The organism is Nonomuraea sp. SBT364 (genome assembly GCF_001083785.1).
GTDB lineage: Bacteria > Actinomycetota > Actinomycetes > Streptosporangiales > Streptosporangiaceae > Nonomuraea.
In genome coordinates this window covers 22,369-43,442 of record NZ_LAVL01000055.1, presented here as the reverse complement: position 1 = coordinate 43,442, position 21,074 = coordinate 22,369, and the positions used below count along the sequence as shown (strand labels likewise).

Here is a 21,074-nt window from a genome sequence, read left to right as displayed (position 1 = left end):
GGGTCTCAAAGGCCGGCCCGGCTCATGCGCGAGATGCGATCGGGTACGCCGCGTCGAGGAGGCGGCGCAGCCGCACCATGTCCGGGGCGACGGCGTTCACCAGGACGGCGGGCCCGGCGAGCGGGGTCAGCACGGCCTGCCCCTGGCCGGGGTCGTCCCCGAACAGCCGGGCGGCGGGCGGGTCCGCGCCGTGGGCCGGGTCGACGACGAGGATCTGGCCCGTGGTGCGGTGTCCGGCGAGGACGGCGGGGCCGTCCCAGCCGGGCGCGCCCGGGCCGTAGACGGCCTGCTGGTCGAGCAGGGGTTGCCCGTCATGCCGGACGGTGAGCCGGGCGGCCAGTCGGCCCGGCGGCTCGCCGGCGCGGCCGAGGACCTGTTCCTCGCGCAGCACCAGCCGCGCGGTGGGAGCCAGGTCGACGGAGCAGGTCTGCCGGAGGTTGCTGCGCGCGGCGGAGATCAGCGGCTCGGGCAGCCAGTGCAGGCTGGCCCGATCGGCCACGGTCACCCGCACGTCGAAGGCGGCGTGCCCGGACGTGGGGCCGCGCAGGGCGACGGTGGCGCCGGCCGAGGTGATGTGCAGATGGGCGTCCTCCTCGACGTCGATCTCGATGCGGAGCCGGTCGCCGCCCAGCGGGGCGCTCATGGCGCCGATGACGCACACCCGCGCCTGGCTCCCGTGCGAGCGGCCGCGCCGCAGGTCGAAGGGGCCGTCACCGGCGAGAACGGGCAGGGCCGTGATCCGGCCCGCCCGGGTGGCCCTGATGCGCGCGGTGGCGTGGACTCCCGGCGCGGGCCGCCGCTCCGCACTCAGGGTCATGCCGGACCCGCGGCCCAGGCGGCCAGGCGTCCCCGGACCCAGTCAGCCACGGGAGTGACACCGCCCTCGGCCTTCAGCGCGGTGAAGGCCACGGGCAGGTCGCCGCGCTGGGCCTTGGCGTCGCGGGCCATGCCCGCCAGGTCGGCGCCGACGTACGGGGCCAGGTCGGTCTTGTTGATGACCAGCAGGTCGGAGGCGGTGACGCCGGGACCGCCCTTGCGGGGGATGTCGTCGCCGCCCGCGACGTCGATGACGAAGATCTGCGCGTCGACGAGGCCCGTGGAGAACGTCGCCGTGAGGTTGTCGCCGCCCGACTCGACCAGGATCAGGTCGAGCGTGCCGAGCTGGTCCTCCAGTTCCTCGACGGCCTCGAGGTTGGCGGAGATGTCGTCGCGGATGGCGGTGTGCGGGCAGGCCCCGGTCTCGACCGCCGCGATGCGCTCGGGCGGCAGGACCGCCTCGCGAAGGAGGAACTCGGCGTCCTCGCGGGTGTAGATGTCGTTGGTGACCACGGCGATGGACACCTCGTCGCGCAACGCACGGCACAGGGCGGCGACCGTGGCGGTCTTGCCGGTGCCGACGGGCCCGCCCAGGCCCACGCGCAGGGCGCGGCGGCCGCCGCCGGGGCGCTGCGGCGCGGCGCCACCGGGGCCGTGGGGAAGGTTCTCCGGGAAGGAGTCGCTGTGGTCGAGATGCATGAGTGCTCCGGAGTGTCGTGGGGTCAGGAGGCGAACAGGCGCACCGGCCGGGCGACGTGCTGTTCGGCGATGATGTCGAGCAGTGGCGCCGAGGCGGCGGGCAACGCCTCGACGCCCATGGCCTGCACCCGCCGCGCGGCTTCGGCCGCCCGCGCCGCGACCTGATCGACGCCCTCGGCGAGGCGGGCGAGCACGCCGGCGGCGTCGAGGGGATCGAGTCTCAGCAGGCGGACGGTCGCCGTGGCGGGCCCGCTGACGCTCTCGTACCCGGCCGCGTAGGCGGCGTCCAGCGGGGTCAGGCCCGCGGACCGGGCGGCCAGCCCGAGGACGACGGGCTGGTGGGCGCCCCGGGGCCGCGCCGCGGCCAGGGCGTCGAGATCGTCCGAGGGCCAGGTGGCCCGGGCGGCGCGCAGCAACTGCCGCCCGAGCCTGCGCGCGGCCAGCCGGAGAGCGGGGGCGGGCGTGCGGGCGTCGGCGGCCCGATCCAGCAGGAGCGGGTCGTGGCCGGTGGCGGCCGCGGCGGCCAGGCCCGCCGCGACCAGGCCGCTGGTGTGCAGCCGGCCTCGGCAGAACTCCTCCAGGCTCGCCACGTCATGGACGCCTCCCGCCATGACGGCCGCCTCTGCGCCGCCGGAATGCGCGTGCCCTCCGGCGGGGAAGCGGCCGTCGGCGAGGACGAGCAGTGCGGCGCGGTTCATCGCTCACCTCCGTGTCCGTCGGGCATCACGTGCGCGTTCACGTACGTGATCAGAAGAGGAAGTAGCGCTGGGCCATCGGCAGCTCGGTGGCGAAGTGGTCGCGGTCGACCAGCTCGTCGTCGATCTCCGTCTTCACGTCCTTGGCCGTCGCGCCGCCGATCTCCACCGTGAACGTGTCGGGGTCGACGCGGATGTCGGGGCGGGCGTCGTTCTCCCGCATGTCGGCCTTGAAGACCTTGCGGGTGTCGCGGATGGCCGTGAACGGCTTGTCCACCTTGACCCGGTCGGCCAGGCCCGCGCTGATGGCATGGCCGGTGACGAAGTTGACGGAGTTGGCGGCGGGAGCCCGCCCGGTGGCGCCCCACACGGGCCGGGGCAGGACCGGCTGCGGGGTGGTGATGGAGGCGTTGGCGTCGCCCACCTGCGCGTAGGCGAGCTGGCCGCCCTTGATCACCCGATCCGCCCTGACGCCGAAGAACTTCGGCTCCCACAACACCAGGTCGGCGAGCTTGCCCACCTCGACCGAGCCGACCACATGGTCGATGCCGTGCGCGATGGCCGGGTTGATGGTGTATTTGGCGACATAGCGGCGGGCGCGATGGTTGTCGGCCCCCGCGTCGCCGTCCAGCGGGCCGCGCAGGGCCTTCATCACGTGCGCCGTCTGCCACGTCCTGATGATCATCTCGCCGATGCGGCCCATCGCCTGGGCGTCCGACGACATGATCGAGATGGCGCCCAGATCGTGCAGGACGTCCTCGGCCGCCATCGTCGAGGGCCGGATCCGCGACTCGGCGAAGGCCAGGTCCTCCTTCACCAGCGGATTGAGGTGGTGGCAGACCATCACCATGTCGATGTGCTCCTTGACCGTGTTGACGGTGAAGGGCCTGGTGGGGTTGGTGGAGGCCGGCAGCACGTTCGGCAGGCTCACCATGGTGATCATGTCGGGGGCGTGGCCGCCGCCGGCCCCCTCGACGTGGAAGACGTGGATCGGGTGGTCGCCGATGGCCTCGATGGTGTCGGCGACCGCACCGGCCTCGTTCAGCGAGTCGGCGTGCAGCGCCAGCTGGACGCCGGTGGCCTTGCACACCTCCAGGCACCGGCGCAGGACGGCGGGGGTGGCCCCCCAGTCCTCATGGATCTTGAGGCCCAGGACCCCGGCCTCCACCTGGTTGTAGAGCGACTCCGTGGACATGGTGCTGCCCTTGCCGAGCAGCCCGATGTTGACCGGGAAGCGGTCCAGCGCCTCGAACGCCCGCGCGACGTGCCAGGAGCCGGGCGTGACGGTGGTGGCGGTGCTCCCCTCCGCGGGCCCGGTGCCGCCGCCGATCAGGGTCGTGACACCGGAGGCCAGCGCCTCGTGGACCTGCTCGGGGCAGATGAAGTGCACGTGGGTGTCGACCCCGCCCGCGGTGAGGATCTTGCCGTTGCCGGAGATGACCTCGGTCTCGGCGCCGATCAGGAAGTCCGTCGCCCGCTCGTGCCCGTCGTGCAGCCGGTCCATCAGGTCGTCGTTGTACGCCTTGCCGAGGGCGGTGATCCGGCCGTCGCGGATGGCGACGTCGGCCTTGACCACACCCCAGTGGTCCAGGATGACGGCGCCGGTGATGACGGTGTCGGGCGGCCGCGGGGCGCCGAACCTGGTGGAGTCGCGCGGCGCGTGGGACTGGCCCATCGATTCACGGATCACCTTGCCGCCGCCGAAGACGGCCTCGTTGCCGCTGCGCCCGGGACCGCCGGACCAGTCGTCGGTGACCTCGATGCGCAGGTTGGTGTCGGCCAGCCGGATGCGGTCACCGGTCGTCGGGCCGAACCGGTCGGCGTAGTCGGCCCGGCTCAGCGCCTCGTCCACGGCGGGAGCCGCCGCGTGATCCCGCGACACCGCGTTCGATACCGCGTCCGCCAGCGGGATGGCCACCGGGTCCGTCACGGACTCATCCATCGAGGGCACCTCCGACCTCGCCGCGCAGCCCGGCGACGACGCGTCTGCCCTCGATGGGCACGAGCTTCACCTCGCGGGTGCACCGGGGTTCGAAACGCACGGAACTGCCGGCGGGGATGTGCAGGCGCTTGCCGTAGGCGGCCTCGCGCGGCTCGATGGCCAGGCGGGGGTTGGCCTCGTAGAAGTGGTAGTGGGAGCCGACCTGGATGGGGCGGTCGTCGGTGTTGGTGACCGACACGATCGTGACCTCCCGGCCCACGTTGAAGGCCACGGGCCCCGCGTCCCCGGGATGCTCCACCTTCCCCGGATGGACGAGCGTCTCCGCGGGAGCCTCGGGGAAGGGCTCGCGAATGGTGACCAGTTTGGTGCCGTCGGGGAACGTCGCCTCGATCTGGATGTTGGAGATCATCTCCGGGACGCCCTCCATGACGTCGTCGCGGCTGAGCACGCCGGGGTCCGGAGGAAGCATGAGCTCGGCGACGGATCTGCCGTCGCGGGCCCCCTCCAGGACGATCGAGGTCAGCAGCGCGACCGTCTCCGGATAGTTGAGCAGCACCCCCCGCTCCTTGCGTCTCCTGGCCACGTCCGCGGCCACGTGGATCATCAGGCGTTCCTGTTCGTGGGGAGTCAGGTGCACCCCTGCCACCTCGCCTTCGCTCTGCCCGGACTCGGGCGGCCCCGGGCCTCGTCGACCGGGGGCCTCTCCGAACGTAACTCCACGATTACGGAGCGTGACGTGCCGTGAGGGTGACGCATCCGTCACCCCGACCGGCGGGGGCGAGCCGGTTCAAGCCCCCGAAGCCGGTCCGAGCAGCCCCGTCTCGTAGCCCGCCGCCACGGCGGCAGCCCGGTCCTTCACGCCGAGCTTGGCGAAGATGTGCAGCAGATGCGTCTTGACCGTCGCCTCGGTGATGAACAGTTTCGCGGCGACCTCGCGGTTGGTCGCCCCGCGCGCGATCAGCCCCAGCACCTCGAGCTCGCGCGGGCTCAGCCGCTGCGGCTCCGGCTCGCGGACCTTCCGGGTGAGCAGCCCGGCCACCGTGGGGGAGAGGACCTTCTCGCCGCGGGCGGCCGCCCGCGCGGCGCGCAGCAGCTCGGCGCGCGGGGTGTCCTTGAGCAGGTAGCCGGTGGCGCCCTGCTCGATCGCGGGCAGCACGTCGGCGTCGTCGTCGAACGTCGTCAGGACCAGGACGTGGATGCCGGGCCTCTGCTCGCGCAACCGGCGGATCAGCTCGGCGCCGCTCATCCCCGGCATCCGCAGATCCATGAGCACGAGGTCGGGGCCGGTCTGCCGGGTCAGGGCGAGCGCCTCCGGCCCGTCGCCCGCCTCGCCGACGACCTCGAACGCCTCGTCGGCGGAGAAGATGCCGCGCAGCCCGTCGCGTACCACCGGGTGATCGTCCACGATGATGATCCTGATCGGCATCAGACGTCCCCGGGGATGGCGGGCACCGTGGCGGAGACGCCCGTGCCCTGGCCGGGGGCGCTCTCGACGGCGAACGCGCCGGCCAGCCGGGTGACGCGCTGGCGCATCCCGATCAGCCCGAACCCGCCGGCGATCGACGGCTCGACCGCCCCCGGGTCGAACCCGGCCCCGTCGTCGCGCACGTCGAGCACCACCACGTCCTCCATGTACGACAGGGTGACGGCGACCCGGCCGGCGCGGGCGTGCCTGGCGACGTTGGCCAGCGCCTCCTGCGCCACCCGCAGCAGCGTCGCCTCCACCTCGGCGTGCAACGGCCGCGCCTCGCCGGTCACCGACACCGGCGCGGGCACGCCGCTCGCCCCCGACCACCCGGCCGCGACCTCCTCCAGCGCGTCCGCGAGGCGGGCCTCCTCCAGCGCGGCCGGGCGCATCGCCCGCACCGACCGGCGCGCCTCGTTGAGGCTGTCACGGGCCAGCGTGCGTACGGTGTCGAGCCTGGAACGGGCGGCGGGCAGGTCGCCGAGGGCCTCGTCGGCGACCTCGAGCTGCGTGAGGATGGCGGTCAGCGCCTGGGCGATCGTGTCGTGGATCTCCCTGGCCATCCGCTGCCGCTCGCCGAGCACGCCCGCTTCGCGGGCCCGGGTCAGCAGCTGGGCCTGCAGGCTCGCGTTCTCCTGCGCCAGCTCGGCCAGCTTGGCGCCGGTCTCCTTCAGCTGCCCGATCATGGCCTTGCGCTGCCGGCTCTGCTCCGAGATCGTCTGGATGAACAGGCCGATGGTCGAGGCGACCAGGACGGCGAGCAGGAAGGAGAAGATCAGCTCGCCCGCCGGCCGCGGCTCGGGCCGCGCGCCGACCAGCACCGCGGCCGTGGCGGCCACTCCCGCATACGCCTTCCAGCCGGGCAGCACGGTGAAAGCCTGGACGAACGCCCCCAGCCCGGCCACCGCGAACGCCGAGTCGATCCTGATCAGCGCTCCGATGGCGGCGAGCATCACGACGAAGTAGAGGCCGGCCACCGCCAGGCGCTCGATCCGGCTGAACCGCGACGAGACCATGAACCAGTGCCAGGCCGCGGTGAACACCGCCAGCGCCACCACGTCCGGCCGCCACTCCCGCAGCAGCGCGGAAACGGTCGGAAGCAGGATGAACAGGTACGGCAGCGCGGGCCAGGCACGGTCCCACCGCGAGGTGTCACGTTCGGCGCCCGTCACCACCGGTACGCCTTCAGCGCGGCCCCGCCCGCCCCGACGAAGATCGCGGCCATGACGGCGAAGGTGAGCGGCGACAGGCCCTGGCCCTCCCAGGCGGCGCGGACGGCCTGGACGACGGGCGCCATCGGGGTCCAGTCGCCGAGGGAGCGCATCGCCTCCGGCAGCGTCTCGCGGGCGCTCAACGCGCCGGAGACGAACACCATGGGGAAGAAGACCGCCAGGCCGATCACCGTGGCGGCCCGGCCGCTGGGCACCAGGGCGCCGATCAGCAGCCCGACGGAGCCGAGGCAGAGCCCGCCGAGCAGCCAGGCGAGCACGACGCCCAGCGGATCTTCCGGCCCGCTCATCCCGTACGCGAGCAGGCCCACGACGGCCAGCAGGGCGCTGCCGAGCACGGCCAGCAGCAGGTGCGCCGCCCACTGGGCGCCGAAGATCATGGCAGGAGAGGCCGGGGTGGCGCTCAGCCGCTTGAGCACGCGGCGCTCGCGATACTGCGCCAGCGTCGCAGGCAGGACGACCAGCGAGGCCAGGCCGATGACGAAGACGCTGAGCATGGGCACGTACGCCTCGATGAGCGGCAGCCCGCCGGGCAGCGTGCCGCCGTTGCGCATCTTCACCCACAGGATGACGGCGGGGAAGGCCAGCGCGAAGAAGGCGGACATCGGGTCGCGTACGGCGAGCTTGAGCTCCACGGCGATGACGTTGCCGAGACCCTTCATGACGCGTTCCTCTCGGTGAGTGCGAAATAGGCGTCCTCCAGGGAGCCCGCCCGGCTGCCGGCGACGAGCTCGCCCGGTGTGCCCTCGTACACGACCCGGCCGTGATCGATCACGGCGATACGGTCGCACAGCGCGTCCGCCTCGTCCATGAAATGGGTGACCAGGACGACGGTGACGCCCCGGTCGCGCATGTCGCGGATCAGCCCCCACGTCGTGCGCCGGGCCGCCGGGTCCAGGCCGGTCGTCAGCTCGTCGAGGAAGACCACCTCCGGGTTGCCGACCAGCGCCAGCGCGATGAACAGCCGCTGCTTCCACCCGCCGGACAGCGCGCCGAAGCGTGCCCGCCTCTTCCCGGTCAGCCCCACTCCTCCATCAGCGTCCGCCAGTCGGCGGGCCTGTCGTAGAAGGAGGCGTACATCCGCAGCGCCTCGCCCACTCTGAGCGCGTCGGGCAGGGCCGCCTCCTGCAACTGGACGCCGACGCGCTGGAGCAGCTCCCGCCGCCGTTCGCCGGGGTCCAGGCCGAGGACGCGCAGCGTGCCGCCGTCGGGCCTGCGCAGCCCGGACGCGCACTCCACCACCGTCGTCTTGCCGGCCCCGTTCGGGCCCAGGATGCCGAAGATCTCACCCCGCCCGACCGAGAGGGTGACGCCCTCCAGCGCCTTGTGTGCCTTGTAGCTCTTCGTCAGGCCGTTGAGCTCGATGACTGTCATGCATCGAGAATCCCCGCCGCGCCGGGCCCGCGGCATCCACTGATCGGTTGATGGGGATCAGCCCGCCGGGAGCGGGGCGGGCCTCCGCGCCGGTCGGCGCGGAGGCCCTGCGTCAGTGGCCCTGCGTCAGCGGCCCTGGAGGGCCTTGACGTTGTCGCCGAAGGTCCAGCTCTTCGAGCCGTCCCAGTTGATGGACCAGGTCATCAGGCCCTTGAGGTTGCCGTTGAAGCTGTTCCAGCTCTGCGACACCAGCGACGGCGACATGTGGCCGCCGCCCGCTCCCGGCTGGGCGGGCAGGCCCGGGACCTGCTTGTCGTACGGGACCCGGATCGTGGTGCCCTGGATGACCAGGCCGTTGTCGAGGCAGGTGGTCTGGGCGACGAAGCCCTGGACGGTGCCGGCCGAGTAGGAGTCGCCGGAGCAGCCGTACATGCTGCCGTTGTAGTACTGCATGTTCAGCCACCACAGGCGGCCGTTGTCCGCGTACTTCTTGATGATCGGCAGGTACGCGCCCCAGATCGAGCCGTAGACGACGCTGCCGCCGGTGACGTAGGCCGTCTCCGGGGCCATGGTGAGGCCGAAACCGGCCGGCATCTGGGCGAGGACGCCGTCGATGATGCGGATGAGGTTGGCCTGGGAGGCGGACAGCTGGTTGATGTCGCCGCTGCCGGTGAGGCCGGTCTCGATGTCGATGTCGATGCCGTCGAAGTTGTACCGCTTGAGGATCGGCACCACGGTGGCGACGAAGCGGTCGGCGACGGTGCTGGAGCTGAGGTCGATGCCGGCGGTCGCACCGCCGATGGACATCAGGATCGTCGCGCCGGCGGCCTTGGCCTGGCACATCTCCTCGGGGGTGGCGACCTTGACGGTGTTGTCCATGCCGTCCTCCCACAGGACGGTGCCGTCGGAGCGGATGACGGGGAACGCCGCGTTGATCACGTTGTAGCCGTGCTGGCGGATGCGCGGGTCGGTGATCGGCGTCCAGCCGAACGGCGGGTGCACGCCGTTGGAGGCGCCGTCCCAGTTCTCCCAGTAGCCCTGCAGGACCTTGCCGGCCGGCTTGCCCTTCAGGGCGCAGGTGCTGCCGGTCGGCGTGACCGTCGGGCTGACCGTGGCGGTCGGCGTGGTGGTCGGCGTGGTGGTAGGCGTGGCGGTCGGGGAGACCGTGACGGTCGGGGTGGGCGTCGGGGACGGCGGGTCGCCGGGACCGTCGAAGACGAGGTCGTCCGCGTGGTAGGTGCCCTGGCCGTACCAGCCGTGCAGGTAGACCTCGGCCGTGGTCTGGCCCGCGCCCGTGGTGAAGGGGATCGTGAGCTGGGTGTACGCCGACGGTGACGACGTCCAGATGGCCCGGCCGCCGGTCACGCCGAGGTAGACGTAGTTGCCGCGGACCCAGGCGGAGACCGTGTACTCGGAGTTCGGCCGGACCGTCAGCGTCTGGCCGCACCTGGCGATGTCGGAGTTGCCGGCGGCCCCGGCGAGCGCCTTGCCGCCGGACCGGACCGGGGTGGCGACCACGGAGCCGAGCCCGCCGGTGCAGGTCCAGGGGGACAGGGTCCCGGTCTCGAAGCCGGGGTTGGCCAGCAGGTTGGCGGCGCTGGCCGAGGTCTGGGTGACGATGACGCCGAGGAGGGCGAGGAGTAACGAGACGGCCAGGATGAGCGGGCGCGGTGTTCGCGTCATGAGGACAACCCTTCTGTGGCCCGGGGCTGCCGGGCTCGGACGGGCGCGGCGCAAGGCCGGGGTGCCGCGACGGGTGGGGGGTGCGCGTCGCCCTCATTATTGTAAAGAATCTTATCTATTGTCTATGGCGTCCCAGGTGGAAACCCACGCCGTAACCCAGGTCCTGTACCGGCAGCTGGTCCTACAACATGTTTCTGAGCGGCCCCGGCATATCCGGAACGGGCTGTTCGAGGAGGCCGTCCACGTCCTCCTGGGTCAGGAGGCGCGACTCCAGGAGGCTTTCGAAGCAGTTGCGCCAGTCCTGCCGAGCTTCGGCGTGCCGTCCCAGGGCGTGCTGGGTATGGGCGGACCACCAGGCGGTCACGGCGTAGCCGGCACGGTAGCCTGCCTCGCGCATGAGCGTCAGTGCCACCTGGTAGGTGCCGGCCGCCTCGGTGAGACGGCCGGCGTGCATGAAGGCACGGGCCAAGGTCGCGCGGGACACCCCGTCCCCGTACCGAATGCCGACGCCGTCCCATTCCACGATGGCCGCCCGGGCCTGCTCGATGGCCTCATCGAACCGGCCCTGGCGGTAGAGCACGTGCACCCGGTTGTTGAGGACGGCGCCCCGGCCGTAGCGATCTCCGGCCTTTTCGGCGAGGTCCAGGGCCTGTGCCAGGTTCTCGACGGCGAGGTCGAGTCGCCCGGTCACGGTGTGGACGACGCCGAGTTTGTTCAAGGGCCCCATCTTCCGATGCGGCAGGGCGGTCTTGTCCCAGCACTCCACGGCTCGTTCCAGGTGGTCGATCGCCTGTTCGAAGCGCCCCTGGTCGCGGTAGATCCAGCCCAGGAAGCTCTCCACCCGCGCCTGCCCGGCCCAGTCGCCGCACCGCCCGGCCATCTCGGCCGCGTTGCGATGGACGTCGGCCAGTTGGGTGACCCAGCCTCGGTAGTTGAACGGCCAGTGCAAACCGATCGCCAGCGCGACGGCGGTGCCCGGATCGGTGGCCTGACGGGCCACGGCCAGCAGGTTGTCACGCTCGGCCTCGGTCCATTCGCCGGCCTCGCGCGCGTCGGCCAGCGCGACACCGGGCTGCTCGGCCGCGTAGGCGGGCTCCTCGGGCTGGAGGTGCACGAGCCCGGTGGCGGCGTTGGCCGTGGCCAGGTAATGGTGGAGCGCGCGGCGGAGCGCGGCCGCACTCCCAGCCGTGGGCAACTCGCGGGCGTACAAGCGGATCAGATCGTGAAATCGATACCGGCCACGCCCCGCGGATTCCAGCAGCCGGGCATCGTGGAGCCGTTCGAGAGCCGCCTCCGCGCGCGCCTCGGGCCAGCCGGCCAGGGCCGCCGTGGCGGCCGGGGTGTGGGTCGGCGTGTCGAGCAGAGCGAGGAGTGACAGGACATGCGCGGCGTCCTGGCCGTTCGGCTCTTCGCTCAGGTGGCGGTGGCTGACGGCGATGCCGGCGCGGACGGCCAGGTCGGCGTACTCCAGCGTGTCCAGGCGGCGGGTGGCGTCGGCGAGCCGGTCGGCGAGGTAGGACAGCGTCCAGTCGGGGCGGGCGGCCAGACGCGCCGCCGCGATGCGCAGGGCGAGGGGCAGGCCGCCGCAGAGCCGGATGATCCTCCCGGCGGCCTCCGGCTCGGCGTGGACCCGGCCGGGACCGGCGATTCGGGCCAGCAGCGCGGCGGAGTCGGACGGGGCGAGCGTGGGCAGGTTCAGCCGGCTCGCCCCGTCGAGCGAGGTGAGCGACTGCCGGCTCGTGATGACGACCGCGCACCTCGCCCCGGTCGGGATGAGCGGGCGGACCTGGCGGGTGTCCAGGGCGTTGTCCAGGATGATCAGCACGTTCCGTGCCGACGTCAGGGACCGGTAGCGGGCCGATGCCTCGTCGACCGTGGCCGGTACGGCGGAGCCGTCCAGCCCGAGCGAGCGCAGGAGCTGGCCGAGTGCCTCGATCGGCGTCAGGGGCCGCAGGCCGTCGGTGGCGCCGCGCAGGTTGACGTAGAGGACGCCGTCGGTGAAGCGGGCGGCCATGTCGTGGGCCACGTGCACGGCCAGGGCGGACTTGCCGATGCCGCCGGGTCCCTCGATCATGGTGACGGCGGGCCCGCCGGTGGATTCGAGCGCGGTGCGCAGACGGCCGATCTCGGTGGCGCGGGCGGTGAAGGCCGCGGTGTCGGCGGGCAGTTCGGCCGGGACGTACGGCCTGCCGAGGCCGACCTGCTGGGCCGGGGTGGTCAGGTCGAGCACCGGGTCCTTGACCAGGATGGCCTGGTGCAGGCGGCGTAGTTCGGCGCGTGGTTCGATGCCGAGTTCGGCGACCATGATCCGGCGGGTGTCCTGGTAGACGGCGAGCGCCTCGGCCGGACGGCCTGAGCGGTGCAGCGCGAGCATGAGCTGGGCGGCGGGCCGTTCGCGCAGCGGGTGGGCCCGCACGTGGGCGGCCAGGTCGGCGGCCAACGCCTGGTGGTCGCCTGCGGCCAGGCGGAGGTCGGCGTGGTCTTCCAGGGCGGCGCGGTGCTCCTCCCGCAGGCGGGTGGCCTCGATGCCGGCCCAGGGGTAGGCCAGTCCGGCCAGCGGTTCGCCGCGCCACAACGTCAGGGCGGTGCGGAAATGGGCGTCGGCGGTGGCTGCGTGCCCCTGGGCGTGGGCGGTACGGGCCCGTCTGATCAGGCGGGCGAACCGGTGGGCGTCGATGTGGCCGGGGTCGAGGGCGAGCCGGTAGCTCCCGGACACGGTCTGGATGATCTCTTCGGAGGTGTGCGGTCCGAGGGTTTCGCGAAGTTTGGAGATCACGATGTGGAGCTGTTTGGCCGCGGTCGCCGCGGAACTGTCTCCCCAGATGTCGGTGAGGAGGCGCTCGGCGTGCACGGACTGCCCGGCGTTCAGGGCGAGTCTGGCCAGCACGCCGATGCGTCGCCGCCCGGCGAACCGGACCGGTTCTTCCGCGGCCAGGACCTGCCATGGGCCGAGGAAACTGATCTCCAGCGCCATGCGGAGCGCCCCCATCCTTCAGCGGAGTCGGAATTGTAACGAGATGATCGGGGTCCCGCGTCCAAGATTCTCGCCTCGCCCCACCCCGGTGCCGCCAAGGCCGCCGGGCGCGAGGTCCGCGGCGACCTCACCGAGTTCGGAAGGCGCCCCGAGCTGAAGGCACCGGTCTGACCGCCGGTGCCCCGGTTTTGAGGTGGATGTCCGAAAAGGTGGGGCAAGGATGGCCGATTTCCGTTAGACATTCCCTTTGTGACTACGCTCAGCAGACGCCGCCTCCTCCAGTCGGGCGCACTCGCCGTCCCCGCTCTCGCCCTCGGCTCCGCCCCCGCGCGGGCCGCCGGGACGGCCGCGCTGCCGGTGACCGGCGTGGTGCCCAAGCAACTGGCGGGCTTCGACGCGGCCATGAAGAAGTTCATCGCCGAGCGCGACATCAGCTGCGCACAGCTCGCCGTCGCCAAGAACGGCAAGATCCTCCTGGCCCGCGGCTACGGCAGCTACAGCTACGGCCGCTACCTCAGGCTCGTGCAGCCGACCTCGCTGTTCCGGATCGCCAGCCTCGGCAAGAGCATCACCGCCGCCGCGATCGCCCGGCTGGCCCAGGACGGCGAACTGAACCTCGGCACCCCCGTGACCGAGCTCCTCGGCCTGTCCGCCGCCGCCGACCCGCGGCTGGCGGACGTGACGCTGTGGCGGCTCATGCAGCACACCGGCGGCTGGGACCGCGACGCCTCCCTCGACCAGCTCTGGGCCGACCACACCATCTCGGCCGCGCTCGACGCGCCGCTGCCGATCGGGCACGCGGAGATCATGCGGTACGCCACGGCCAGGAAGCTCGACTTCGAACCCGGCTCCCGCCATGCCTACAGCAACTACGGTTACATGCTGCTCGGCCGGATCATCGCCAAGGTCTCCGGCATGAGCTACGAGTCGTACGTCAGGCAGCGGGTGCTGGGGCCGGCCGGGATCACCCGGATGCTGCTCGGCCGCTCAACGGCCGCGCAGCAGTACGCCGCCGAGGTCCGCTACGAGTCCCGCTACACCCGCAAGAGCGTGCTCGCCGACGACGGCGCGACCGTCCCCTACCCGTACGGCGGCTTCAACATGGCCAACCAGGACGCCAACGGCGGCTGGCTCGGCTCGGCCGTGGACCTGGTCAGGTGGGGCTTCGCCTTCGACAGGGCGGGACCGGTGCTGAACGCGACCTCGATCGGCCGCGTGTTCGCCAAGCCGGAGATCGGCGTCGGCTCCGGCGGGTCCTGGTACGGGCTCGGCTGGCACGTGCGCGAGAACAACGCGGGCGGTCTCAACACCTGGCACACCGGCTCGATGCCGGGCACCTACGGCTTCCTGGCCAGGATCCAGCACGGGGTCAGCTACTGCGCGCTGTTCAACCGCAGGCAGGAGGGCGACGCCCCGTCGTTCGCCGCGATCGACGGGATCCTCGGCACGGCGACGGGCGGCGTGTCCTCCTGGCCGACGACCGACCTGACCTCACGCTACTTCTGACCCGCCCCGGGCCCCTGACCGCCCGGGAGATCCGGCGCCGCCCGCCGGCTCCGGCCAGGCCATCCGCGACGGTGCTCCGCCCGGCTGCTGGAACAGCCGGACGCCGTCGCCGGGCATGACCGGCGCCACGAAGACGAGGACCTCGTCGAGCAGCCCGGCGGCCAGGGCCTGGCCCGCCCGCTCGATGAGCTCGTCCGCCCTGGGGTTGGGCCCGAGGTACGGGGTCGGCCAGGACATGTCGCCGCCGGGCCCCGCGATGAAGCCGTCGAGCGACATGGTCGCCGAGTAGAGCATCTTCGCCATGTTCCGCCTCCTTCTCGGGAGAGAGACCAGCGGACGGCCGAAACTCATCGGGGCCTTCCTGGGAGGCGCACTGATTCGGCGATTCGGTCATCCGACGGGGAATCATCCGGCAAGATGATCAACCGGTGGTCCCCGGAGGGCGGGAGACGGTTGAGAAGGGCTGGCTGAATGCGCGGGTCAACGACGACGATCCTCCTTGCCTCGGCACTGTCGATCGGCGCGGGCATGATCACCCCTGCGTACGCGGCCGCCTCCGCCGCCACCCCGGAGCGGGTGTGCGGTTCCGGTTTCGCCCGGGTCGCGCACGGCAAGCAGGCCGTGAAGACCCCCTCCAAGCGCGTCCTCGGTCACGTCTACCTGCTGTACAACCGCAGGACCGGCTACAACTGCGTCACCACGTTCAAGACCTCGAACATCGGCGTCCCCACGTTCGTCATGGCCACGATCACCACGCAGACGCGGGGGGCCAACTCGCGCGCGAGCGGTGAGAACGAGGGCCGGAGCGTCAAGCACTACCTGGGACCGGTGAAGATCTACGGCAAGGGCCGGTGCGTCAGCTACATGGGGCAGATCCGGGACGAGGGACGCGGTGCCCCCGTGGGCAAATCGCGCTGGAAGTCCTGGGGCAACTGCGGCTGAACCGGGATCGCCGGCCGAGCTCGCCGGTCGGAGGTGCCGCCTTCGACCAGCGTGGGCCGACCGGTTCCGCCGGGTTCCCGAAACGGGAAGCGGCCCGGGCGAGGTCCGGAATCCGACAGTGCCCGGGCTCTCCGCCGGCCGTCGGTGGTCAGCGCAGGTAGCTGGCGCCGTTGAGGTCGAGGATGGCGCCGCTGGCCCACTCGGCCGCCGGTGAGGCCAGGTACACGACCGCCTCGGCGATCTCCCCGGGCCGCGCGACCCGCCCGAACGGGCTCTGGGCGCGGATGTCGTCGCCGGCCGGTCCCGTGAGGTGCTCGGTGGTCATGTCCGTCTCGACGAAGCCGGGCGCCACCGCCGTCACCGCGATGCCCCGGGGGGCGAGGGCGACGGCGAGCGACTGGGTGAGCGCGTTCAGCCCGGCCTTGCTCGCGCCGTAGGCGGGGCTGTCGGGCTCGCCGCGGAAGGCGCCGCGTGACGACACGTTGACGATCCGGCCGCCGGGCCGCATGTGCGGCAGCGCGCACCAGATCAGGTTCGCCGCGCCCAGCAGGTTGACGTCGAGCGTCTGCCGCCAGGCCGCCTGCCACTCCTCGTAGGTGAGGTCCGTGACCGGGTGGTGGAGGAAGACGCCCGCGTTGTTGACGAGCACGTCGATGCCGCCCAGCGCCTGCGCCGCCTCGTCCGCCAGGCGGCGCACCGCCCCGGGGTCGGCCAGGTCGGCCCGGACGGCGACGTGGCCGTCGCCCGGGAGTTCGCCGAGCGGGGCGGGGGAGCCCCGGTGGTGGACTGCCACACGGTCGCCCTGCTGGGCGAACGCGGTGGCCAGAGCCCTGCCGATGCCCCTCGACGCGCCCGTGATCAGGACGCCGCGTCCGCTCATTCCCAGGACGTTACCAGCCGGACACTCTTGTCATTTACGTCACACTCGTCTAGAACGAGATTTTAGAAATACCTTCCAATCGTGAGGAGGGCCCGTTGGCCGAGGTCGTTGCGGAGAAGCGCCGGCGCCTGGGAGCGCCACTCAGCCGGGGAATCAGCGCCACCGATCTCGCGCCCTTCGGGTGGGCGCCCCTGGTCGTCCTGTTCCTCGTCGGGCTGGTCGACCGGGTCGAGGCCAGCCTGTTGTCCGGTGTGCTGCCCCTGCTCCAGACGGAATGGGGGATCAGCGACACGGCGGCCGGGTCGATCCCGACCGCCGCCGCGCTGGCCGCCGCCGTCGTGGCGCTGCCCGCCGGATACCTGTCCGACCGGTTCAACCGGACCAGGATCATCGCCGTCGTCGTGTTCTGCTGGAGCCTGGCCACGCTCGGGTCCGGTCTCGCCACCGGATTCGCGATCTTCTTCGCGATGCGGGTGTTCCTCGCGGCGGCGGAGAACATCGACAACCCCGCGTCCGGCAGCCTGCTGGCCGACTACTACCCGCCGCTGTCCAGGGCCAAGGCGTACGGTCTCGTCCGCATCACCACCTACCTGGGCGGCATCGGCACCGCGCTCGGCGGGATCCTCGGGCAGGCGGTGGGCTGGCGGGCCACGTTCATGATCATGGCGATCCCGGGGGCGCTGACGGCGCTGCTGGTGTGGTGGCTCAGGGAGCCGCCGCGCGGCTTCCTCGACCGGGTGATCGCCCTGCGCTCCGACCGGCCGCAGCCCGTACCCGAGACCGCCGGGCCGGCAGAGGTGACCGCGCTGTCCGACAGGCTGACCGAGCGGCTGAAGTTCGGCAAGCAGTTCCGCCTGATGCTGAAGATCCCCACCCTCACCCTGGTGTGCGTCGGCCTGATGGTGCTCACGCTCGGACTGACCGGGATCGGGTTCTGGATGCCGACCCTGATGGTCAGGAACCTCGGCGTCGCCGCGGGCACCGCCGCCTCGCTCGCCGGCCTGATCAGCGTCGTCGGCGTCGTCGGCGGCACGCTCATCGGCGCCTGGCTCGGCCGGCGCATGCACGCCTCGCACAAGGGCGGCCGGCTGCTCGTCGGCGGCACCGGCATCACGCTCGGCTCGCTCACCCAGGCCGTCGCGATCTCGATGGACTCGCTGCCGCTGTTCGTGACGCTGCTGCTGACCTCGTCGCTGCTGTCGGCCACGGCGATCCCGAACATGACGGCGTCGCTGGCCGACGTGGTCGGCGCCGAATCGCGCGGGCTGGGCTTCGCGGTGCTGCAACTGTTCATCACGGCCGGCGCCGCCTTCGGGCCGCTGCTGGTCGGCATCTCGTCCGACAGCAGCGGCTCGCTCCTCACCGCCATGTACGTGCTGATCGTCCCGATGGTGCTCGGCGGCCTGCTCTGCCTGGCCGCGCGCGGGTTCTTCGAACGCGACGCCCAGCGCGTGCTCGACGCCGCCCGCGACTCGGCGTAACGCCTACCAGCGCCCGTGCACCTGCGGGCGGATCAGCTCGTCGTAGACGTCCCGTACGGCCCGCAGCGTGCTCTCCGGCAACGGCCGGAGAGCCGCGGCGGCGGCGTTGGCCGTCGCCTGGGCCGGGTTGCGGGCGCCCGGGATGACGACGGAGACGCCCGGCTGGTCGAGGATCCAGCGCAGCGCGAACTGCGCCGTCGTCGCCCCCTCCGGCACCAGCGGGGCCAGCCTGCGCACCGCCTCCAGCCCCGTCTCGAAGCCGACGCCCGAGAACGTCTCGCCGACGTCGAACGCCTCCCCGTGCCGGTTGAAGCTGCGGTGGTCGTCGGGCGCGAACGTGGTCTTCTCGTCGTAGCGTCCCGACAGCAGGCCGCTGGCGAGCGGGACACGGGCGATGATCCCCACGCCCGCCTCGCGCGCGGCGGGCAGGACGCGCTCCAGCGGCTTGAGCCGGAACGCGTTCAGGATGATCTGCACGGTGGCCACGCCGGGACGGGCGATCGCGGTCAGCGCCTCCTCACACGTCTCCACGCTCACCCCGTAGGCGGCGATCCGCTCCTCGGCGACCAGCGTGTCGAGCGCGTCGAACACCGCGTCGTCGGAGAAGACGGCGGTGGGCGGGCAGTGCAGCTGCACCAGGTCGATCGTGTCGACGCCCAGATTGCGGCGGGAGCGGTCGTTCCAGGCGCGGAAGTTGTCCATCACATAGCTGGACGGCACCTGCTCCACCCGGCGGCCCATCTTGGTGGCCACGGTCAGCTCCGGACGGTCCTTGGCGAAGCGGCCGACGATCCGCTCGCTGCGGCCGTCCCCGTACACGTCGGCCGTGTCGATGAACGTCACGCCCCCGTCGGCGGCGGCGGCCAGCGTGGCGAGCGCCTCGTCCTCGCTCACCTGACCCCAGTCGGCGCCGAGCTGCCAGGCGCCGAGCCCGACCACGCCTACCTGGCGGCCGGTGCGTCCCAATACGCGGTGTTCCATGTGGGTAACCCTGTCATATGACAGTCGAAGAGGAGTTACGCCGCCACCCGGCGGTGGCCGACTGCGTCGTCGCCGACGTCAGGACCGGCGTGTGGGAGACGACGCTGATCGCGTACGTCGTGCCGGACGGCGAGGTCACCGGCGAGGAGCTGCGGGCGTACCTGGTCGGGCGGCTGCCGGGACGGCGGCTTCCGCAGGTCGTGGCGCTGCTGCGCGACCTGCCGCGGATGCCGGAGGGGCAGGTCGACCGCGACGCGCTGCCGCTGCCCGTGCGGGCCCGGCCGGCGGGCGGCAAGGGCGGCGGGGAGAGGATGCCCAGAGGAGCCGCCATGGCCGTCACGGCCCTGGCCGCCGCGTGCGCGGCCTTCCTGCTGACGGACGTGCTCTGGCCGTACTCCACCGACCTGTCGGCGGTGCCGCAGCCGTGGGCGGCCCTGTTCACGGTGCTCTACCTGTGCGAGTGCGCGGCGTTCGGGCTGGGGGCCGGCTTCCTGCTGTTCGGGCGGGGGATCATGATGTGGCTCAGGCGGTCGGCGCGGGTGAGCGGGTGGGCGCACGTGGCGATCGTGTGGCTGCTGGTCGCGTGGTGGCCGCAGGACAACTTCTACCGGCTCGCCGCCAAGACCGACTGGCCGCAACAGGCCGCCCTGGTGTACGGCTTCAACGTCACCTTGATGATCGCCGCGGCCGTGGTGGTCGCCTTCGTGGCCGCGCGACCTCGGTGAACAGCGAGCCGAGCGCCTCGTTCGCGGCCCGCGTGACGGCCTCGGCCCGGTCCAGGCCGTCCGCCGTGCGGGCGGCGAAGGCGACGCCCACGTACGGCCAGGGCTCCATCGCGGCCGACGGGATCGTCGGCAGGAACGTCACGCCGAGCTGCCGGCACTCCCGCGCGATCCCGGCCAGATGCTCGCGCAGCGCCGCCGGAGGCAGCCGCGCCCCGAGCGGCAGCCGGTCCAGGACCCGGACGACATGCCGCCCGCCGCGCAGCCCGTCGAGCCGGGCCCGGAGGGTGAAGGCCACCGCCGGGCCGGTGAGCCGCAGGTTGATCTCCGTGGGCGCCAGGCGGCCGGCGTCGTCGGTCACGAAGTCGACGTCGTACCAGCCGCGATACCCGTGCGCGGCCAGCGCCCGGCCCACCGCCGTGCCGAACCGCGCGGCCGTGCCGGCGAGGGCGTCGGGCAGCACGCCGGGGCCGGTGGTGACGCCCCGGTAGCACGGGCCCTCGACCCGCATCAGGCCGGTCCCCACCGGATGGACGTCGCCGCCGGCGTCGACGACGGCGTCGAACGTCGGGTCGCGGTACGGGCCCGAGCCGTCCACGTACTCCTCCACCAGCACGCCGGCGCGGGTCCACCGGCGCGCCACCGAGCGGGCGCCGCCGTTGAGGATCAGCGTGCCGCCGCCGCCGACGCCGTACTCGGTCTTCAGCACCAGGGCCGCGCCCGACGCCAGCTCCCGGCGCAGCGCCCGGCGGGAGCCGACCGGCCGCTGCGCCGGCACGACGATCCCCGGATGGCCCGGCGCCAGCTCGCGGAACAGCTCGTGCGCGCCGCGCTTGGACTCGAAGCGCCGGATGGCGGCCAGCACCGCGCCGGGCGTGGGTACGATCCGGGCGAACTGCTCGGTCCGGCCCCACGGCAGTACCGGCCCGGCGGCCGACGCCAGCCGCCGCGCCAGCGCGGGCCGGCGGGCGATCGCCGCCGACACCGCGCCGTCCGGGGCGATCCCGTCGTGCACCTCCACCCCGCCCCAGCCGAGCTCGTCCGCCAGCCCGCCGATCCACGCCTCGTCCACCGGCACCGGCAGCACCACGACCTCCGGCAGCGGGCCGGCGAAGACCGCCATGCACGCGTAGTGGTCCGGCCCCGGCGGCGCGCCGTTGAACTCCGCCACGTTCCCCACGTGCGCCGCCGGCCGCCCGCCGGTCCACGCCGCCACCCAGGACGGCTCCGGCGCGGGCGGCCACGCCACCAGCAGCGCCGGCCCGCACAGCTCCGCGCCCATCGCCGTGTAGAAGCCCACCGCGTGCGGATCGGCCTCGATCGCCAGCCGCGTGAACCCGATCCGGCCCGCCTCGCGCAGCGCGTGACGGTACAGCGCCCGGCCCACGCCGCCGCCGATCGCGTCCGGCTCCACGAACAGCATGCCCAGCTCGCCGTCCGGCGGCTCCCCTTCGACGGTGACGAACCCCAGCACCCGGCCGTCCCCCTCGGCCACCGTCACCCGGCGCGCCGCCACCTCCTCCGGCCTCAGCCGCAGCTCCTCCCGGAACGTCTCGTCATACCCCCAGTACGCCTTGGACCGCACCGCCAGCCCGCTCAGCCGCTCGGCCTCGCCCGCGCGCGCCGCTCTCAGCCGTACCGCCATGCCGCCATGCTGTCAGCCGGTCAAGATGGGGAAAACCCGG

The 21,074-nt window shown here is 72.7% G+C and carries 20 protein-coding genes; 4 read left to right on the top strand and 16 right to left on the bottom strand.

The annotated features are described in order from the left end of the window. Positions 1-22: 22 nt before the first annotated feature. The 12 genes from ADY59_RS24025 to ADY59_RS23975 all read right to left on the bottom strand — a co-directional run bounded on the left by ADY59_RS24025 (position 23) and on the right by ADY59_RS23975 (position 12,877). The gene (locus ADY59_RS24025) at positions 23-817 is read right to left on the bottom strand and encodes an urease accessory protein UreD (protein WP_049565811.1); all 795 of its coding nucleotides are present in this window, start codon (positions 815-817) and stop codon (positions 23-25) included. Beyond that, complete coding sequence (ureG, locus tag ADY59_RS24020; RefSeq protein ID WP_049565810.1) at positions 814-1,515, bottom strand: urease accessory protein UreG; 702 nt, start codon at positions 1,513-1,515, stop codon at positions 814-816. Before ureG ends, ADY59_RS24025 begins: the two co-directional genes overlap by 4 nt. 23 nt (positions 1,516-1,538) lie before the next feature. After that, positions 1,539-2,213: an urease accessory protein UreF gene (locus tag ADY59_RS24015; protein WP_049565807.1), complete on the bottom strand. Its 675-nt coding sequence runs from the start codon at positions 2,211-2,213 to the stop codon at positions 1,539-1,541. Between the two features lie 49 nt (positions 2,214-2,262). After that, a complete protein-coding gene (locus tag ADY59_RS24010) occupies positions 2,263-4,152 on the bottom strand; it encodes an urease subunit alpha (RefSeq protein WP_082310356.1) in 1,890 nt (629 codons plus the stop codon). Further along, a complete protein-coding gene (locus ADY59_RS24005; protein WP_049565805.1) occupies positions 4,145-4,789 on the bottom strand; it encodes an urease subunit gamma in 645 nt (214 codons plus the stop codon). The genes ADY59_RS24010 and ADY59_RS24005 overlap by 8 nt, the downstream gene beginning before the upstream one ends. Positions 4,790-4,939: 150 nt before the next feature. After that, the gene (locus ADY59_RS24000; protein ID WP_049565804.1) at positions 4,940-5,578 is read right to left on the bottom strand and encodes a response regulator; all 639 of its coding nucleotides are present in this window, start codon (positions 5,576-5,578) and stop codon (positions 4,940-4,942) included. Then, positions 5,578-6,789: a sensor histidine kinase gene (locus ADY59_RS23995; protein WP_063780758.1), complete on the bottom strand. Its 1,212-nt coding sequence runs from the start codon at positions 6,787-6,789 to the stop codon at positions 5,578-5,580. The genes ADY59_RS24000 and ADY59_RS23995 overlap by 1 nt, the downstream gene beginning before the upstream one ends. Then, positions 6,786-7,508, bottom strand: a complete 723-nt coding sequence (locus ADY59_RS23990) for an ABC transporter permease (protein WP_049565802.1) — start codon at positions 7,506-7,508, stop codon at positions 6,786-6,788. The genes ADY59_RS23995 and ADY59_RS23990 overlap by 4 nt, the downstream gene beginning before the upstream one ends. Next, a complete protein-coding gene (locus ADY59_RS53735) occupies positions 7,505-7,873 on the bottom strand; it encodes an ATP-binding cassette domain-containing protein (RefSeq protein WP_442937715.1) in 369 nt (122 codons plus the stop codon). The genes ADY59_RS23990 and ADY59_RS53735 overlap by 4 nt, the downstream gene beginning before the upstream one ends. Then, positions 7,864-8,220 carry an ATP-binding cassette domain-containing protein gene (locus ADY59_RS23985; protein WP_442937714.1) on the bottom strand — a complete coding sequence of 119 codons (357 nt, stop codon included), beginning with the start codon at positions 8,218-8,220 and terminating at the stop codon, positions 7,864-7,866. Before ADY59_RS23985 ends, ADY59_RS53735 begins: the two co-directional genes overlap by 10 nt. A 126-nt stretch (positions 8,221-8,346) precedes the next feature. Beyond that, positions 8,347-9,903, bottom strand: coding sequence for a glycosyl hydrolase family 18 protein (locus ADY59_RS23980; RefSeq protein ID WP_049565800.1), 1,557 nt, complete (start codon positions 9,901-9,903; stop codon positions 8,347-8,349). 181 nt (positions 9,904-10,084) lie between these two features. After that, positions 10,085-12,877: an AfsR/SARP family transcriptional regulator gene (locus ADY59_RS23975; protein WP_049565798.1), complete on the bottom strand. Its 2,793-nt coding sequence runs from the start codon at positions 12,875-12,877 to the stop codon at positions 10,085-10,087. Positions 12,878-13,126: 249 nt separating this feature from the next. Here ADY59_RS23975 and ADY59_RS23970 point away from each other — a divergent pair, with 249 nt between their 5' ends. Next, positions 13,127-14,383 carry a serine hydrolase domain-containing protein gene (locus ADY59_RS23970; protein WP_049565795.1) on the top strand — a complete coding sequence of 419 codons (1,257 nt, stop codon included), beginning with the start codon at positions 13,127-13,129 and terminating at the stop codon, positions 14,381-14,383. Here the strand turns inward: ADY59_RS23970 and ADY59_RS50220 are convergent. Next, positions 14,369-14,686 (bottom strand): hypothetical protein, encoded by a 318-nt coding sequence (locus ADY59_RS50220; protein WP_049565792.1) that lies wholly within the window; start codon positions 14,684-14,686, stop codon positions 14,369-14,371. The two genes, ADY59_RS23970 and ADY59_RS50220, sit on opposite strands and share 15 nt — an antisense overlap. 225 nt (positions 14,687-14,911) lie before the next feature. On the opposite strand from ADY59_RS50220, the gene ADY59_RS23960 reads away from it, so the two are divergent. After that, positions 14,912-15,325 carry a hypothetical protein gene (locus tag ADY59_RS23960; protein ID WP_049565789.1) on the top strand — a complete coding sequence of 138 codons (414 nt, stop codon included), beginning with the start codon at positions 14,912-14,914 and terminating at the stop codon, positions 15,323-15,325. 148 nt (positions 15,326-15,473) lie between these two features. Here the strand turns inward: ADY59_RS23960 and ADY59_RS23955 are convergent, their stop codons facing one another. After that, positions 15,474-16,205, bottom strand: coding sequence for an SDR family NAD(P)-dependent oxidoreductase (locus ADY59_RS23955; RefSeq protein ID WP_049565787.1), 732 nt, complete (start codon positions 16,203-16,205; stop codon positions 15,474-15,476). A 95-nt stretch (positions 16,206-16,300) separates the two neighbouring features. On the opposite strand from ADY59_RS23955, the gene ADY59_RS23950 reads away from it, so the two are divergent. After that, positions 16,301-17,686: an MFS transporter gene (locus ADY59_RS23950; RefSeq protein ID WP_049565784.1), complete on the top strand. Its 1,386-nt coding sequence runs from the start codon at positions 16,301-16,303 to the stop codon at positions 17,684-17,686. Between the two features lie 3 nt (positions 17,687-17,689). Here ADY59_RS23950 and ADY59_RS23945 read toward each other — a convergent pair whose 3' ends face one another. Beyond that, positions 17,690-18,667 carry an aldo/keto reductase gene (locus ADY59_RS23945; RefSeq protein WP_049565782.1) on the bottom strand — a complete coding sequence of 326 codons (978 nt, stop codon included), beginning with the start codon at positions 18,665-18,667 and terminating at the stop codon, positions 17,690-17,692. A 17-nt stretch (positions 18,668-18,684) separates the two neighbouring features. On the opposite strand from ADY59_RS23945, the gene ADY59_RS52675 reads away from it, so the two are divergent. Next, the gene (locus ADY59_RS52675) at positions 18,685-19,392 is read left to right on the top strand and encodes an AMP-binding enzyme (RefSeq protein ID WP_082310354.1); all 708 of its coding nucleotides are present in this window, start codon (positions 18,685-18,687) and stop codon (positions 19,390-19,392) included. Here the strand turns inward: ADY59_RS52675 and ADY59_RS51610 are convergent. Then, entirely contained in the window at positions 19,334-21,034 is a 1,701-nt protein-coding gene (locus tag ADY59_RS51610) for a GNAT family N-acetyltransferase (RefSeq protein WP_231618854.1), read from the bottom strand. The genes ADY59_RS52675 and ADY59_RS51610 overlap by 59 nt on opposite strands. Positions 21,035-21,074 lie beyond the last annotated feature (40 nt).

Coding starts and splice junctions, on each gene's coding strand:
- ADY59_RS24025 (WP_049565811.1), bottom strand. CDS start 817: ATGACCCTGAGTGCGGAGCGGCGGCCCGCGCCGGGAGTCCACGCCACC.
- ureG (WP_049565810.1), bottom strand. CDS start 1,515: ATGCATCTCGACCACAGCGACTCCTTCCCGGAGAACCTTCCCCACGGC.
- ADY59_RS24015 (WP_049565807.1), bottom strand. CDS start 2,213: ATGAACCGCGCCGCACTGCTCGTCCTCGCCGACGGCCGCTTCCCCGCC.
- ADY59_RS24010 (WP_082310356.1), bottom strand. CDS start 4,152: ATGGATGAGTCCGTGACGGACCCGGTGGCCATCCCGCTGGCGGACGCG.
- ADY59_RS24000 (WP_049565804.1), bottom strand. CDS start 5,578: ATGCCGATCAGGATCATCATCGTGGACGATCACCCGGTGGTACGCGAC.
- ADY59_RS23990 (WP_049565802.1), bottom strand. CDS start 7,508: ATGAAGGGTCTCGGCAACGTCATCGCCGTGGAGCTCAAGCTCGCCGTA.
- ADY59_RS23985 (WP_442937714.1), bottom strand. CDS start 8,220: ATGACAGTCATCGAGCTCAACGGCCTGACGAAGAGCTACAAGGCACAC.
- ADY59_RS23980 (WP_049565800.1), bottom strand. CDS start 9,903: ATGACGCGAACACCGCGCCCGCTCATCCTGGCCGTCTCGTTACTCCTC.
- ADY59_RS23975 (WP_049565798.1), bottom strand. CDS start 12,877: ATGGCGCTGGAGATCAGTTTCCTCGGCCCATGGCAGGTCCTGGCCGCG.
- ADY59_RS50220 (WP_049565792.1), bottom strand. CDS start 14,686: ATGGCGAAGATGCTCTACTCGGCGACCATGTCGCTCGACGGCTTCATC.
- ADY59_RS23960 (WP_049565789.1), top strand. CDS start 14,912: ATGATCACCCCTGCGTACGCGGCCGCCTCCGCCGCCACCCCGGAGCGG.
- ADY59_RS23955 (WP_049565787.1), bottom strand. CDS start 16,205: ATGAGCGGACGCGGCGTCCTGATCACGGGCGCGTCGAGGGGCATCGGC.
- ADY59_RS23945 (WP_049565782.1), bottom strand. CDS start 18,667: ATGGAACACCGCGTATTGGGACGCACCGGCCGCCAGGTAGGCGTGGTC.
- ADY59_RS52675 (WP_082310354.1), top strand. CDS start 18,685: ATGACAGTCGAAGAGGAGTTACGCCGCCACCCGGCGGTGGCCGACTGC.
- ADY59_RS51610 (WP_231618854.1), bottom strand. CDS start 21,034: ATGGCGGTACGGCTGAGAGCGGCGCGCGCGGGCGAGGCCGAGCGGCTG.